Consider the following 14586-nt stretch of genomic DNA (forward strand, 5'->3'; position numbering starts at 1 on the left):
GCAGCACGGTCTGGCACGCGGCTGACGAGCGCCGGCGAGGAGGACGCGTGACGGAGGACCGGCACGGGGGGATCGAGGCGGCGCTGAAGGGCGTCGACCGGCCGCGCGCGGAGGCGGCGATCCGCGAGCTGCTCATCGCGGTGGGGGAGGACCCCGACCGCCCGGGGCTCAAGGACACCCCGGCCCGGGTGGCGCGCGCCTACACCGAGATCTTCGCCGGCCTCTGGCAGGACCCGGGCGAGATCCTCGCGACCACGTTCGACGAGGACCACGACGAGCTCGTGCTGGTCAAGGACATCCCGATGTACTCGACCTGCGAGCACCACCTGGTGCCCTTCCACGGGGTCGCGCACATCGGCTACATCCCGGGCGCGGACGGCAAGGTCACCGGCCTGTCCAAGCTGGCCCGGCTGGTCGAGGTCTACGCCCGCCGCCCGCAGGTGCAGGAGCGGATGACCTCGCAGATCGCCGACGCGCTGTCCGACGTCCTCAAGCCGCGCGGGGTCCTCGTGGTCATCGAGGCCGAGCACCTCTGCATGGCGATGCGCGGCATCCGCAAGCCCGGCTCGCGCACGGTCACCTCCGCCGTCCGCGGCATCTTCCGCAGCAACCAGTCGACGCGCAGCGAGGCGATGAGCCTCGTCCTGGGCCGGTGAGCACGGCCGCCGCGCTGTTCCGGCCCGCCCGCTGCGTGGTGATGGGCGTCCTGAACGTCACCCCGGACAGCTTCTCCGACGGTGGCAACTACGCCGACCACGACTCCGCGGTCGCGCACGGCCTGGAGATGCACGCGGCCGGCGCGGACTACGTCGACGTCGGCGGGGAGTCCACCCGGCCGGGTGCCGACCGGGTCGACCCCGCCGAGGAGTGCCGGCGGATCCTGCCGGTGATCGGCGACCTGGCCGCCGCCGGCGTGCGGGTCAGCGTCGACACCACCCGCGCCGAGGTGGCCGAGGCGGCACTCGACGCTGGCGCCGTCCTGGTCAACGACGTCAGCGGCGGGCTCGCCGACTCGGGCATGGCCAAGCTGGTCGCCGACGCGGGGGTGCCGTGGGTGCTCATGCACTGGCGCGGCCACAGCAAGCGGATGTACGCGCAGGCGCACTACGACGACGTCGTCGCCGAGGTGTGCGCCGAGCTGACCGCCCGCCGGGACGACGCGCTGGCCGCCGGCGTGGCCGCCGAGCAGCTGGTCCTCGACCCGGGGCTGGGCTTCGCGAAGAACGCGCCGCACAACTGGGCGCTGCTGGCCGGGCTGGACCGGATCGTCGCGCTGGGCCTGCCGGTGCTGGTCGGCGCCTCCCGCAAGACGTTCCTCGGCCGGCTGCTCGCCGGTCCGGACGCCGAGCCGCTCCCGCCCGAGCAGCGGGACGCGGCCACCCTGGCGACGACGGTGCTGGCCGCCGAGGCCGGCGCCTGGGGCGTGCGGGTGCACGACGCCGCGGCCTCGGTCGACGCGCTCAAGGTCGTCGCGGCGGTGCGCGGTGCCTGACACGATCACCGTCCGCGGCATCACCGCCCACGCGCACCACGGCGTCTACGACTGGGAGCGCGAGAGGGGGCAGACCTTCCGCGTCGACGCCGTCCTCGAGCTCGACACCGCTCCCGCCGCGGCCGGCGACGACCTCGACAAGACGGTCAACTACGCCGAGCTGGCGCAGCAGCTGCACGCCGTCCTCACCGGGGAGCCGGTGAACCTCCTGGAGACGCTCGCGCAGCGGCTGGCCGACGTGTGCCTCGCCAACCCGCTCGTGGACGCCGTGGAGATCACCGTGCACAAGCCTGAGGCCGATCTGGGGGTCCCGAAGGACGACGTCACCGTGGCGATCCGGAGGTCCCGCCGGTGACCCGCGCGGTGCTCTCGCTGGGCGCGAACCTCGGCGACCGCGCCGCCACGCTGCGCGACGCCATCACCGCCCTGAAGGACGACGGCCTGGTCGCCCGCTCGGTGCTCTACGAGACGCCGCCGTGGGGGCCGGTCGAGCAGCCCGCGTACCTCAACGCGATCGCGATCGTCCGCGGGCCGCGCGACGCCGCGGGCTGGCTGGCGCTGGCGCACGAGCTGGAGCAGGCCGCCGGGCGCACCCGTGACGTGCGCTGGGGTCCGCGCACGCTGGACGTCGACGTCGTCACAATCACCGGTGACGACGGCACCCCCGTGCTCTCCGATGACCCCACGCTGACCCTGCCGCACCCGCGCGCCCACGAGCGGGCCTTCGTGCTCGTGCCGTGGCTGGCGCTGGACCCGGCCGCCGAGCTGCCCGGACACGGACCGGTCGCCGAACTGCTGGCGAAGCTGCCGCCGGAGGACGTCGCTGCGGTCGTCCGCTGGGAGCACCTGCAGTGAAGCCGGTGAACCGGCGCGACCTGGTCGTGCTCGCGATCGGGCTGACCGTGGCCGCGTGGCTGCTGGTCCGCGCCTTCTACGGGTCGTTGCCGCCGTTCGACTGGTGGCTCCCGGTGCCGCTGGCCGTGCTCGCGATCGCCGAGGCGCTCGGCGCCCGCACGCTGAAGGCCCGGCTGAGCGCCGAGCGGGAGGCCCGGAAGTCGCAGGGGCGCGGGACGACGGCCGCGCGCACCACCGGGCCGGTGCGACCGGTCGAGCCGATGATGGTCGCCCGCCTCGCCGTCCTGGCCCAGGCCAGCGCCTACGTCGGCGCCGTCTTCGTCGGTGTCTGGGCCGGCGTCCTGGTCTACGCCGCCCCGCACATCGGCCGGCTGGGGACGGCGACCGGCGACACCGTCGCCGCGGTCTTCGGCGTCGTGTCCGCGGCGGGTCTGGTGCTGGCCGCCCTGTGGCTGGAATCGGTCTGCCGCGTGCCACCCGGCAGCGACGACCCCGACCGCTCCGGCAGCGCCCGCGCCTGATCCCCGCGCTTGATCGCGAGAAAGCACGCGTGCTTCATCGCGATCAAGCGCGTCAGAGGGCTGCGCCCGCGGTCTCGGGTTCGACGCCTTCCACGGAGCGGCGCAGCGCGGCGTGCAGGGACGCCGGGGTCAGCACCCCGCAGAACCGGTCGCCGTCCAGGACGGCGACCCACCCGGCCTCCAGTTGCAGCATCGTGGCGAACGCCGTCTTCAGCGAGGCGTCGGCTGGCACCCACGCCTCCATCCGCCGCGCCGCCGAGCCGACCGTGCCCGCACCGACGGCGCGGTCGGCCGACAGCCAGCCGTGCAGCGTCCCGTCGTCGTCGAGGACGACGGCCCAGCGTGCTCCCGCCCGCTCCAGCGCAGCGCGGGCGTCGGCCAGACCGTCGGCGACGTGCACCACCGGCGGCTGCTCGAGGTCGGCCAGGTCGATCCCGGTCACCGCCAGCCGCTTGAGCCCGCGGTCGGTGCCGACGAAGTCCGCCACGAACTCGTTGGCCGGCTTGCCGAGCAGCTCCGCGGGGCTGGCGTACTGCTCGACGTGCCCGCCCTGGCTCATGACGGCGATGCGGTCGCCGAGCCGCACCGCTTCCTCGATGTCGTGGGTGACGAACACGATCGTCTTGCGGACGTCGGCCTGCAGCCGCAGGAACTCCGACTGCAGCCGCTCGCGCACCACCGGGTCGACGGCGGAGAACGGCTCGTCCATGAGCAGCACCGGGGGATCGGCGGCCAGTGCCCGCGCCACCCCGGCCCGCTGCCGCTGACCGCCGGAGAGCTGAGCGGGGTAGCGGTCGCCGTAGACCGCGGGGTCGAGCCCGACGGACTCCAGCAGCTCGTCGACGCGCGCGCGGGTCCGCTTCTTGTCCCAGCCCAGCAGCCGCGGCACGGTCGCCACGTTCGTGCGCACCGTCTGGTGCGGGAAGAGCCCGACGCTCTGGATGACGTAGCCGATCCGGCGGCGCAGCCGGTCGGGGTCGACCCGGGTGACGTCCTCACCGCCGAGCAGGATCCGGCCGGTGGTCGGCTCGATGATCCGGTTGATCATCTTCATCGTCGTCGTCTTGCCGCAGCCCGACGGGCCGACCAGCACCGAGAGCTCCCCGGCGGCGAAGGTCAGGTCCAGCTCGGCGACGCCGACGGTGCCGTCGGCATAGACCTTGCTGATCCCCTCCAGCCGGATCTCCTCGGCGCCGCCGGCATCCTGCGGCGTCGCGATGTGTCCTGGTGGCGCAGTAGCGTCCACGACGTGTCCTCCCTGGGAAGCGCCCCGTGCTGAGCGCGGTGCTGGCAGCTGACGAGGCTCCGAACCCGTGGTTCAGCCCTTCCTACGTGGCGGACAACTGGTCCACCATTCTGCGATATCTCGGGGAGCACGTGCGGCTGACCATCGCCGCCGTCGTGATCGGGGCGCTCATCGCGCTGCCGCTGGCGCTGCTGGCCCGCCGCAGCCGCTGGCTGGCCGGTCCCGTGCTCGGGGTGTCCACGATCGTCTACACGATCCCGTCACTGGCGCTGTTCGCCGTCCTCACCCCGTTCACCGGGCTGTCGGTCACCACCGTGCTCATCGGCCTGGTCGCCTACTCGCTGGTCATCCTCGTCCGGAACTTCCTGGCCGGCCTGATGGCGGTCCCCGAGGACGTCCGCGAGGCCGCGCGCGGCATGGGCTACGGGAAGGTGCGGCTGTTCGTGCAGGTCGAGCTGCCGCTCGCCGTCCCGGCGTTCATGGCGGGGCTGCGGATCGCCACCGTCTCCACCGTCGCCTTGGCCACGGTCGGTGTGATCGTCGGCCACGGCGGGCTCGGCCAGCTGATCGTCGGCGGCTTCAACGCCAACTTCTACCGGGCCGAGATCGTCACCGGAGCGCTCGGCTGCGTGCTGCTCGCGCTGTTCGCCGACCTGCTGCTCGCCGGCCTCGAACGGGCGGTCACGCCGTGGACGCGGGTGCAGACGTGAACGCGTTCGAACGCGCCTTCGTCTACCTCAACGACCCGTTCAACTGGACCCGCACCGACGGGCTGGGCATCGGGACGCTGCTGCGCGAGCACCTCGTCATCTCGGTGATCGCCGTCCTGCTGGCCATGGTGATCGCGCTGCCGGTGGGCGTCGCACTGGGTCACTCGGGGCGGGGGAGCGGCTTCATCGTCGCGCTGTCCAACGTCAGCCGCGCCATCCCGACCCTGGCCCTGCTCACCATCTTCGCCGTCACGCCGATCGGGTTCGGCAACCGCGCCACCACGATCGCGCTGGCCGTCTTCGCGATCCCGCCGATCCTCACCAACACCTTCGTCGGGTTCCGCGAGGTCGACCGCGACGTCCGCGAGGCCGCCCGGGCCATGGGCATGAGCACGCGGCAGGTCGTCTTCCGCGCCGAGTTCCCGCTCGCCGTCCCGCTGGTCATGACCGGCATCCGGACGGCGGCCGTCCAGGTGGTCGCCACCGCGGGCCTGGCCGCGCTCGTCGGCGGCGGCGGCCTCGGCCGGCTGATCAACCTCGGGTTCGGGCAGTCGGACTACGGCGAGGTCGTGGCCGGGGCGATCCTGGTCGCCGTCCTGGCGCTGCTGACCGAGCTCGTCCTGGTCGTCGTCTCGTGGGCGCTGACCCCCGGGCAGAAGCGGCTGCCGTTCACCCAGCGGCGCCGGGCCAGCGGGGTGCCCGAGCCCACGGCGGCCGGGGTGCCCCTGTAACAGATCGGGAACGGCTACCAAATCCCATTGCCTCGGTGCAGAAAACCGGGGTTCGATGGTCGGTGCGGGATTCCTCCCGCCAGACACGCGTGGCGACCTGCTGTCGCCCACGGGACACAGAAGGCGGGTCACGCAGTGCGCGCTCGTTCACTCATCCTCCCCTCACTGGCAGCGGCCGCGGTGCTCGTCGCCGGCTGCGGCCAGTCGGGCTCGTCGGGTTCCGGCGGTGGCACGGCCAGCGGGAACAGCGCCGCCTCCGGTGACGCCTGCAAGCCGGTCGCCGGCGACCAGCTCGTCGTCCTCCAGGACGACAAGCACCTCCAGAACGCCGACAACGTCATCCCCGCGCTCAACGCGCAGTTCGCCTCGGCGAACCCGGCTGCGCTGGCGGCGCTGAACGCCGTCTCGAAGAAGCTGACCACCGACGATCTGGTCGCGATGAACCACGCCGTCGACGTCGAGCGCAAGAGCGCCGAGGACGTCGCGGCCGCCTGGGTCTCGGACAACAAGGTCGGCGACGGGCTCGAGAAGGGCAGTGGCGCGGTCGCGGTCGGCGGGGCCAACTTCACCGAGTCGACGGTCCTCGCCAACGTCTACGCCGACGTGCTCAAGGCCGCCGGCTTCGACGCCACGGTCCAGTCGGTCGGCAGCCGCGACGTCTACCTGCCGGCGCTCGAGGAGGGCTCGCAGATCCAGGCCTTCCCGGAGTACCTGTCGACCGTCACCGAGGCGATCAACAAGCAGGTCAACGGGCCCGACGCGCAGGCGGTGGCCAGCGGCGACGTGCAGAAGACGGTGCAGGCGCTCACCCCGCTGGCGCAGCAGAAGGGGCTCACCTTCGGGAACCCGTCCGACGCCGCGGACCAGAACGCCTTCGCCGTCACCAAGAAGCTCGCCGACGACCTCAAGGTCACGACGCTGTCCGAGCTGGCCAAGGCCTGCGGCGATGGTTCGCTGGTGCTCGGCGGCCCGCCGGAGTGCCCGACCCGGCCGTACTGCCAGCCGGGTCTGCAGGACACCTACGGCCTGAAGTTCGCCAGCTTCACCGAGCTCGACGCCGGCGGCCCGCTCACCAAGGCCGCGATCCAGCAGGGCAAGGTCTCGATCGGCCTGGTGTTCAGCTCCGACGGCGCCCTCGCCCAGGGCTGATCAGTACCAGCCGCCGGGGGGCAGTTGCTCCCCGGCGGCGGCCGGGACGGCGGTGCGGTTGCCCTCCGGCGCGAGCGGGCAGCTCCAGCGCGGGTCGTAGGTGCACGACGGGTGGTAGGCGAAGTTCACGTCCACCACCAGCCGCTCGCCGGTGCCGCCGAGGTCGGCGCCCTTGATCGTGTCCAGCAGGTACCGGCCGCCGCCGTACGTCGTCCGCCCGGCGGAGCCGTCGCGCAGGGGCAGGAACAGCCCGCCGCCGTAGCCGCCGAGCCACCACACGTCGACCGGCCCCAGCGCGCCGAGGGTCACACGGCCGATCCGGTGCAGCGGGACGACGCCGTCGCTCTCGGTCGGGAGCTCCAGGCGCCGCGGCTCGGCTGGCTCGAGCACCGCCTCGAAGCGCAGCGCCGGGTCGTACGGCGCGAACGGCAGCCCCTCGAAGCGGTCCCGGGCCTCCTTGCCCAGCGGTGAGTCGGGATGCCCGGCGAACAGCTCGTCGCGGCCGTCCCGCCAGGTCCGCCACCCCTTCTCGGCGTCGGAGGCGGCCCGCGCGGCGGTGTAGAGGGCGGCCACCCGCCGGCGCCAGTCGAGCAGCGACAGTGTCATGCGGCTCACTCTGCACGACCCCGGCGGCGTCGCGGTCTTCCTCCGGTGGGGGACTACCGTCCGCCGTTACGCTGTCACCATGCGGGGAGCTGTGGACGACGACGTCGCCTGGAGCCCCGACCGCAGCGGCGGCTCCCCGGTGCGCAAGTACGGCCTGGTCGCCGGCTTCGTCCTCGCGGTCGCCGCGACGATCGCCGTCTTCCTCACCGACAACCCGCAGTACCTGCGCCTGGCGGTCCTGGCCGCCGCCTGGGCGTTCGTGCTCGCCGCCTTCCTCGCCGGCCGTCGCCGGGCCGACGCGCAGGCCGTCGCCGCGCGCGAGGAGGACATCCGCCGCAGCTACGAGTACGAGCTCGACCGCGAGGCCGCCGCGCACCGCGAGTACGAGCTGGAGCTGCGCCGCGAGGCCGAGGAGTCGATGGGCGCCGAGCTCACCGCGCTGCGCGCCGAGGTCGCCGAGCTCAACCTGCTCAAGCACGAGGTGGCCCGGGTCGCCCGCCTGGGCACCGACCTGCCCGCGCTCTCCGGCCTGCGCGCCGAGCTGACCAGCCTGGCCGGGCTCCGTGACGACGTCGCCTCCCTGGCCGGGCTGCGGGCCGACGTCGCCTCGCTGGCGGCGCTGCGCGAGGACCTCGCCTCGATCGCCGAGCTGCGCGCCGAGATGGGCCGGCTGCGCACCGAGCTCACCGAGCAGCTCAACGGCGAGATGCTCATCGAGCGGATCCTGCTGCGCACGCAGACCAGCCGCCCCGCCGAGGACGCCCCGCGCACCGTCGAGTCGTCGACCACCTGGGACGACGACCGCGCTCCGGCCGAGCTCACCGGTGGCTGGTCGGCGGTCCGGCTCGAGGAGGCGGCTCCCGAGAGCCGCCGTCCCGAGTCGCTGTGGGCCGAGCGGGCGCCCGCCGCGCCCGCGACCACGGCGTTCCCGTTCCCGACGGCCGCGCCGACCTCCGTGCCGGCCCGCTCGGCGCCGCCGATCAGCCCGACGCCGCCCACGCCGCTGGAGTGGCTGGCCGACCGCGCCCTGGTCGAGCCCGAGGACCTCGCGCCGCGGCACTCCCGCCACGCGGCCGACGAGCAGGACGACGTCCCGGCCGCGCACGAGCGCTCCGCGTCGGTGCCCGCCACCCTGCTGCCGCCGGTCCCGCCGCGCCGCCGCCGGGGCGACGAGGCGCTCGACGACCGCACCGCCGAGCGGCCCGCGAGCCCGCCGACCAGCTACGAGCCGATCGTGCGCCCCTCACCCACGCCGCGGCCCTCGCCGACGCCGCGCACCGCCGCCCAGCCGGTCGTGCAGGAGCCGCAGACCGCCGGCCACGAGCGGCTCGAGCAGATCCTGGCCGACACCGGCGCGCCGGCGCCGGTTCCCGGCCGGCGCCGGCGCCGCTACCGCGAGGACGACGAGCCGAACGACGTCCTGGCCCGCGTCCTCCGGAGCAACGGCCTGTAGCTCAGCGCGGGCCGCGGGACAGGCCGCCGCCGTCGATGACCAGCGTCTGGCCGGTGATCCAGCCGGCGCCGTCGCCGAGCAGGTACGCCGCGGCCTCGCCGACGTCCTCCGGCTCCCCGAGCCGCTGGAGGGGGTAGTTGGCGGCGACCTCCTGCTCGCGGCCCTCGAACAGCGCGCCGGCGAAGCGGGTCTTCACCACCGCGGGCGCCACCGCGTTCACCCGCACCGTCGGGCCGAGCTCCACGGCCAGCTGCGTGGTCAGGTTGATCAGCGCGGCCTTGCTCACGCCGTACGCACCGATGTTCTCCGACGACCGCAGCCCGGCGACCGAGGCGACGATCAGGACCGAGCCGCCGTGCTCGGCCATCCACGCCCGCCAGGCCTCCTGGACCAGCCCGAGCGAGGAGACGACGTTGGTGTCGAGGATCTTGCGGAAGGCGTCGAGGTCCAGGTCGACCATAGGCCCGTAGACCGGGTTGACGCCGACGTTGCCGACCAGCATGTCGAGGCTGCCGAAGGTGTCGATCGCGGTGCGGACCGCGGCCGCGCGGTGCTCGGCGTCGGCGGCGTGCCCGGGCACGGCGACCGCCACGGACGGCCCGCCCAGCGACTCGACCGCCTCGGCCAGCGCGTCGGGCTTGCGGGCGGTCAGCACGACCCGCGCGCCGCGGTCGACCAGGCTCTGCGCGATCGCCAGCCCGATGCCGCGGCTGCCGCCGGTGACCAGGGCGGTGCGTCCCTCCATCGGGCGATCCGGTGCGGGCAATGCGTCCTCCTCGACGGCTGCGGGTACGGCCGGTTCACCGTAGGTCGCCGCCCGGAGGTGAGCAGAGCCACACCCCGCTTCCGTTGCACGTGCACGAACACGGTCACACACTCGCCATCGGCACCTCACCTGCGTGACACATCCGGTTGCAGCAGGGACGGCGCTCCGCACGACCCGCCCCACCTCGCACAACCGGAGGGCCCACGACGGCGTGGACCCCAGCCCGACAGTCCGGTACCCGTCAGGGACTGGAACGGAAGGTGCACCGATGCCTGCTGCCCGCAGGACTCCTCGCGCTGCCGGCCTCTCGCCCGCAGCCGCCGCGCCCGCCCGCCTCCGCGTGGGCGTCATCGGCGCCGGTCGCGTCGGCGCCGTCCTCGGTGCCGCGCTCGCTGCCGCCGGCCACGACGTGGTCGCCGCCGCCGGCCTGTCCAGCGCCTCCGCCGAGCGCGCCGCCCGCCTGCTGCCCGGCACCCCCTTGCTGCACGCCGACGAGGTGGTCGCCGCCTCCGACCTCGTGGTCCTGGCCGTGCCCGACGACACCCTGCCCGGCCTGGTCGCCGGCCTCGCCGAGACCGGTGCCTGGCGCCGCGGGCAGCTCACCTTCCACACCTCCGGCGCGCACGGCCTGGCCGTCCTCGCCCCGGCGCAGCTGGAGGGCGTGCTCCCGCTCGCGCTGCACCCCGCCATGACCTTCACCGGCGCCCCCGAGGACGTCGACCGGCTGGTCGGCGCCCCGTTCGGCGTCACCAGCCGGCCCGAGCACCGCGCCGTCGCCGAGACCCTCGTCCTCGAGATGGGCGGCGAGCCGTTCTACGTGGCCGAGGAGGACCGCGGGCTCTACCACGCGGCCCTGGTCACCGGCGCCAACCACCTGGTCACCCTCGTCGCCGAGGCCGCCGACCTGCTCCGGACGGCGGGCGTCGAGGACCCGGCCCGGGTGCTCACCCCGCTGCTCACCGCCGCGCTCGACAACGGCCTGCGCCGTGGTGACCGCGGGCTCACCGGCCCGGTCAGCCGCGGGGACGTCGGCACGGTCGCCAACCACCTGGAGACCCTCAACGACCGGGCGCCGGCGTCGGTCGCCGCGTACGTCGCGATGGCGCAGCGGACCACCGAGCGGGCCCTCGGCTCCGGCCGGCTCAAGCGGCACGAGGCGGCCCCGCTGCTCGACCTGCTCTACGACGCGGCCGACACCTCGAGCGCCCGGTGAGCGTCATCGCCCGCCCCGCCGTCGCCGAGTCGGTCGCCGAGCTGCGCCGCCTGCGCGCCGAGCTGCCCGGCCCGGTCGCGCTGGTGCCGACCATGGGCGCGCTGCACGAGGGCCACCGCACGCTGGTCCGCTCCGCGCGGAAGCAGGCCGGCAGCGTCGTGGTCTCGGTGTTCGTCAACCCGACCCAGTTCGGCCCCGGCGAGGACTTCGACCGCTACCCCCGCACCTGGGACGCCGACCTGGACGCGCTGGCCGAGGAGGGCGCCGACGTCGTCTTCCACCCGCCGGTCGAGGAGGTCTACCCGCCCGGCTCGGTCGGCGTCACCGTCGACCCCGGCCCGCTGGGCAGCGTGCTGGAGGGCGCGGTGCGCCCCGGCCACTTCGCCGGCGTGCTCACCGTCGTCGCCAAGCTGTTCGGGCTGGTGCGGCCCGACGTCGCGCTGTTCGGCGAGAAGGACTACCAGCAGCTCACGCTGATCCGGGCCATGGCCCGTGAGCTGGCGCTGGGCCTCGAGGTCGTCGGCGTCCCGACCGTCCGCGAGGACGACGGCATGGCGCTGTCCAGCCGCAACCGCTACCTCTCACCGGACGAGCGCGCCCGCGCGGCCGGCATCTCCCGGGCCCTCCGCGAGGGGGCCGCCGCCGGCCCCGCCGGTGCCGACGCCGTCCTCGCCGCCGCCCGCGACGTGCTGGCCTCGGCACCCGAGCTGGTCCTCGACTACCTCGAGCTCACCGACCCCGACCTCGGTCCGGCGCCCGCCACCGGACCCGCCCGCCTGCTGGTGGCCGCCCGCGCCGGCAGCACCCGCCTGATCGACAACGTCCCCGTGACGCTGGGAGCCCCCGCATGATGCGCACGATGCTCAAGTCCAAGATCCACCGCGCGACCGTGACCCAGGCCGACCTGCACTACGTCGGCTCGGTGACCGTCGACGAGGACCTGCTGGACGCCGCCGACCTGCTGCCCGGCGAGCAGGTCGCGATCGTCGACATCACCAACGGCGCCCGGCTGGAGACCTACGTGATCCCCGGCGAGCGCGGCAGCGGTGTCATCGGGATCAACGGCGCCGCCGCGCACCTCGTCCACCCCGGCGACCTGGTCATCCTGATCAGCTACGGGGTCATGGACGAGACCGAGGCCAAGAGCTACATCCCGAAGGTCGTGCACGTCGACGCCGCGAACCGGGTCGTCGAGCTCGGCGGCGACCCCAGCGCCCCCGTGCCCGGCGCGACCGACCAGAAGCGCAGCGACCTCGGCGTACCGGTTCGGTGACCTCGGCGGTCGCCCGGGTCGTCGGGCTGCCGTCCCGGCTGGCCGCACCGGCTCCGGGATGGGAGCTGGCCGCCGACGTCTGCGTCGTCGGCTCCGGCGTCGCCGGGCTGTGCGTCGCGCTGCACGCGCGGGCGGCCGGGCTGTCGGTCGCGGTGGTCACCAAGGTCCTCGTGGACGACGGCTCGACCCGCTGGGCGCAGGGCGGGATCGCCGCCGTCCTCGACCCGGCCGACACCCCCGAGGCGCACGCCCGGGACACCCAGGTCGCCGGCGTCGGGCTGTGCGAGCCGGCCGCGGTCGACGCCCTCGTGCACGAGGGCCCGGAGCGCCTGCGCCAGCTGATCGGCTGGGGCGCCGCCTTCGACCGCGACCCTTCCGGCCACCTGCTGCTGACCCGCGAGGGCGGCCACTCCGCGCGCCGGATCGTGCACGCCGGCGGCGACGCGACCGGGGCCGAGGTGCAGCGCGCGCTGGTCAGCGCCGTGCACGCCGACCCCGGCATCACCCTCGTCGAGCACGCGATGGTGCTCGACCTGCTCCGCGACGCCGACGGTCGCGCGGCCGGCGTCACCCTGCACGTGCTGGGCGAGGGCAGCTCCGACGGCGTCGGCGCCGTCCGGGCGCGGGCCGTCGTCCTGGCCACCGGTGGGATGGGGCAGGTCTACGCGGCCACCACCAACCCGTCGGTCTCCACCGGGGACGGCGTCGCGCTGGGCCTGCGCGCCGGTGCGGTGGCCACCGACCTGGAGTTCGTGCAGTTCCACCCGACCTCGCTCTACCGCGGTCCCGGTGCGCGCGGCCAGCAGCCGCTGGTCAGCGAGGCGCTGCGCGGCGAGGGCGCCGTCCTGCTCGACGGCGCGGGTCGCCGGTTCATGAACGACGTCCACCCGATGGCCGAGCTCGCGCCGCGCGACGTCGTCGCCAAGGCGATCACCCGCGTGCAGCTGCGCGACGAGGTCCCGAACGTGTGGCTCGACGCGCGGTTCGTGCCCGACCTGGTCGACCGGTTCCCGACCATCGTGGCCAGCTGCCGCGCTGCGGGCATCGACCCGGTCACCGAGCTGATCCCGGTGACGCCGGCCGCGCACTACGCCTCCGGCGGGCTGGCCACCGACCTCGCCGGCCGGACCACCGTGCCGGGCCTGTACGCCTGCGGTGAGGTGGCCTGCACGGGCGTGCACGGCGCCAACCGGCTGGCGTCCAACTCGCTGCTCGAGGGCCTGGTCTTCGCCGCCCGCATCGGCGACTCGCTGGCCCGCGAGCTGCCCACCCCGGAGCCGGCCGCCGCGCAGGAGCCGGCCACGACCGGCCTGCTCGACCCCACCGGGCGCGAGCGGCTGACCGGCACGATGTCCCGGCACGTCGGCGCGCTGCGCAGCGGGACGGGCCTGGGGCAGGCCACCGCCGACCTCGCCGCCCTGGTCGACGCCCTCGGACCGGTGCGCCCGGGCGTGGAGAGCTGGGAGGCCACCGATCTGCTCACCGTCGCCGCCGCGCTCGCCACCGCCGCCGCGGCCCGCGAGGAGACCCGTGGCTGCCACTGGCGCGAGGACCACCCCGGCACGGACGACGCCTGGCGCGTGCACCTCGACGTCCGGCTGGGCGACGACGGCGCCCTGCACCTGACCCGCCGCCCGGTCGGCACGCCCGTGGGAGGCGACTGGTGAACGACCCCACGGACCTGACCGGCACCGGCCTCTCGGAGGCGTGGGTGACCGAGCTGGTCGAGCGGACCCTCGCCGAGGACCTCACCGGCGGCGCGCCGTTGCCGGCCGCGCCGGACCTCGCCGTCGCCAACGACGTCACGAGCTCGGCGACCATCCCGCCCGCGCAGTACGGCACGGCCGACCTGGTGGCGCGGGCCGACGGCGTCGTCGCAGGGCTCCCGCTCGCCGCACGGGTCTTCCTGCGGCTGGCCCCCGGCGCCACGCTGACCGCCGGCGCGGCCGACGGCGACCGGGTGCGCCGCGGCGACGTCCTGCTGAGCATCCGCGGGCCGGTGCGGGCGCTGCTGGCCGCCGAGCGCAGCGCGCTCAACATCGCCAGCCGGGCCAGCGGGATCGCCACGCACACCCGGGCCTGGGTGGACGCGATCGAGGGGACGAAGGCGCGGGTCCTCGACACCCGCAAGACCACCCCGGGGCTGCGGCCGCTGGAGAAGTACGCCGTGCGCTGCGGCGGCGGGACGAACAAGCGCATGGGCCTCTACGACGTCGCGATGATCAAGGACAACCACGTCGCCGCGGCCGGCTCGGTCGCCGCCGCGGTGACCGCCGTCCGCGAGCGCGCGCCCAAGGTGGCCGTGCAGGTGGAGGCCGACACCCCGGCGCAGGCGGTCGAGGCCGTGGAGGCGGGGGCGGACTTCCTGCTCCTGGACAACATGGCGCCCGCGGTGCTGCGCGAGGTGGTGGCGCTGGTCGGCGGCCGGGCCGAGCTGGAGGCCACCGGTGGGCTCACCCTGGCCGTCGCCCGGGAGGTGGCCGAGACCGGCGTCGACTACCTGTCGGTGGGCGCCCTGACGCACAGCTCCCCGATCCTCGACCTCGCGCTCGACCTGCGGGCGGGCTGAGC

Annotated in this window: 17 protein-coding genes; 14 read left to right on the forward strand and 3 right to left on the reverse strand. The window is 74.9% G+C overall.

Features of this window, described 5'->3' with window-relative positions:
- Window positions 1-47 precede the first annotated feature (47 nt).
- The 5 genes from folE to GGQ55_RS11870 are packed head-to-tail and all read left to right on the forward strand — an operon-like array spanning window position 48 to window position 2868.
- Complete coding sequence (folE, locus tag GGQ55_RS11850; protein ID WP_179716927.1) at window positions 48-656, forward strand: GTP cyclohydrolase I FolE; 609 nt, start codon at window positions 48-50, stop codon at window positions 654-656.
- Window positions 653-1492 carry a dihydropteroate synthase gene (gene folP / locus GGQ55_RS11855; protein WP_366489123.1) on the forward strand — a complete coding sequence of 280 codons (840 nt, stop codon included), beginning with the start codon at window positions 653-655 and terminating at the stop codon, window positions 1490-1492. Before folE ends, folP begins: the two co-directional genes overlap by 4 nt.
- Window positions 1485-1847 carry a dihydroneopterin aldolase gene (folB, locus tag GGQ55_RS11860; protein WP_179716929.1) on the forward strand — a complete coding sequence of 121 codons (363 nt, stop codon included), beginning with the start codon at window positions 1485-1487 and terminating at the stop codon, window positions 1845-1847. The genes folP and folB overlap by 8 nt, the downstream gene beginning before the upstream one ends.
- Entirely contained in the window at window positions 1844-2347 is a 504-nt protein-coding gene (gene folK / locus GGQ55_RS11865; RefSeq protein WP_179716931.1) for a 2-amino-4-hydroxy-6-hydroxymethyldihydropteridine diphosphokinase, read from the forward strand. Before folB ends, folK begins: the two co-directional genes overlap by 4 nt.
- Window positions 2348-2352: 5 nt before the next feature.
- Window positions 2353-2868, forward strand: a complete 516-nt coding sequence (locus GGQ55_RS11870) for a DUF3180 domain-containing protein (protein ID WP_366489126.1) — start codon at window positions 2353-2355, stop codon at window positions 2866-2868.
- 52 nt (window positions 2869-2920) lie between these two features.
- Here the strand turns inward: GGQ55_RS11870 and GGQ55_RS11875 are convergent, their stop codons facing one another.
- The gene (locus GGQ55_RS11875; protein WP_179716935.1) at window positions 2921-4114 is read right to left on the reverse strand and encodes an ABC transporter ATP-binding protein; all 1194 of its coding nucleotides are present in this window, start codon (window positions 4112-4114) and stop codon (window positions 2921-2923) included.
- 86 nt (window positions 4115-4200) lie between these two features.
- Here GGQ55_RS11875 and GGQ55_RS11880 point away from each other — a divergent pair, with 86 nt between their 5' ends.
- The 3 genes from GGQ55_RS11880 to GGQ55_RS11890 all read left to right on the forward strand — a co-directional run bounded on the left by GGQ55_RS11880 (window position 4201) and on the right by GGQ55_RS11890 (window position 6704).
- Window positions 4201-4824, forward strand: coding sequence for an ABC transporter permease (locus GGQ55_RS11880; RefSeq protein ID WP_366489128.1), 624 nt, complete (start codon window positions 4201-4203; stop codon window positions 4822-4824).
- Window positions 4821-5555, forward strand: coding sequence for an ABC transporter permease (locus tag GGQ55_RS11885; protein WP_179716937.1), 735 nt, complete (start codon window positions 4821-4823; stop codon window positions 5553-5555). The genes GGQ55_RS11880 and GGQ55_RS11885 overlap by 4 nt, the downstream gene beginning before the upstream one ends.
- Before the next feature lie 135 nt (window positions 5556-5690).
- Entirely contained in the window at window positions 5691-6704 is a 1014-nt protein-coding gene (locus GGQ55_RS11890) for a glycine betaine ABC transporter substrate-binding protein (RefSeq protein ID WP_179716939.1), read from the forward strand.
- Here the strand turns inward: GGQ55_RS11890 and GGQ55_RS11895 are convergent, their stop codons facing one another.
- Window positions 6705-7310: a DUF1684 domain-containing protein gene (locus GGQ55_RS11895; RefSeq protein ID WP_179716941.1), complete on the reverse strand. Its 606-nt coding sequence runs from the start codon at window positions 7308-7310 to the stop codon at window positions 6705-6707. It lies immediately after the preceding gene.
- Window positions 7311-7389: 79 nt separating this feature from the next.
- Between GGQ55_RS11895 and GGQ55_RS11900 the strand changes: the two genes are divergently transcribed.
- Window positions 7390-8763, forward strand: a complete 1374-nt coding sequence (locus GGQ55_RS11900; protein WP_179716943.1) for a DUF6779 domain-containing protein — start codon at window positions 7390-7392, stop codon at window positions 8761-8763.
- 1 nt (window position 8764) lies between these two features.
- Here the strand turns inward: GGQ55_RS11900 and GGQ55_RS11905 are convergent, their stop codons facing one another.
- Window positions 8765-9508: an SDR family oxidoreductase gene (locus GGQ55_RS11905; RefSeq protein WP_179716945.1), complete on the reverse strand. Its 744-nt coding sequence runs from the start codon at window positions 9506-9508 to the stop codon at window positions 8765-8767.
- Between the two features lie 289 nt (window positions 9509-9797).
- On the opposite strand from GGQ55_RS11905, the gene GGQ55_RS11910 reads away from it, so the two are divergent.
- Genes GGQ55_RS11910 through nadC form a run of 5 tightly spaced genes read left to right on the forward strand, consistent with a single transcriptional unit; the run spans window position 9798 to window position 14584 of the window.
- A complete protein-coding gene (locus tag GGQ55_RS11910) occupies window positions 9798-10742 on the forward strand; it encodes a Rossmann-like and DUF2520 domain-containing protein (RefSeq protein ID WP_179716947.1) in 945 nt (314 codons plus the stop codon).
- Entirely contained in the window at window positions 10739-11593 is an 855-nt protein-coding gene (gene panC / locus GGQ55_RS11915) for a pantoate--beta-alanine ligase (protein WP_366489132.1), read from the forward strand. Before GGQ55_RS11910 ends, panC begins: the two co-directional genes overlap by 4 nt.
- Window positions 11590-12015, forward strand: coding sequence for an aspartate 1-decarboxylase (gene panD, locus GGQ55_RS11920; RefSeq protein ID WP_179716949.1), 426 nt, complete (start codon window positions 11590-11592; stop codon window positions 12013-12015). The genes panC and panD overlap by 4 nt, the downstream gene beginning before the upstream one ends.
- Window positions 12012-13682 (forward strand): L-aspartate oxidase, encoded by a 1671-nt coding sequence (locus tag GGQ55_RS11925; RefSeq protein ID WP_179716951.1) that lies wholly within the window; start codon window positions 12012-12014, stop codon window positions 13680-13682. The genes panD and GGQ55_RS11925 overlap by 4 nt, the downstream gene beginning before the upstream one ends.
- Window positions 13679-14584, forward strand: coding sequence for a carboxylating nicotinate-nucleotide diphosphorylase (gene nadC / locus GGQ55_RS11930; RefSeq protein ID WP_366489135.1), 906 nt, complete (start codon window positions 13679-13681; stop codon window positions 14582-14584). Before GGQ55_RS11925 ends, nadC begins: the two co-directional genes overlap by 4 nt.
- Window positions 14585-14586 lie beyond the last annotated feature (2 nt).

This window comes from Petropleomorpha daqingensis, from assembly GCF_013408985.1.
Lineage (GTDB): Bacteria > Actinomycetota > Actinomycetes > Mycobacteriales > Geodermatophilaceae > Petropleomorpha > Petropleomorpha daqingensis.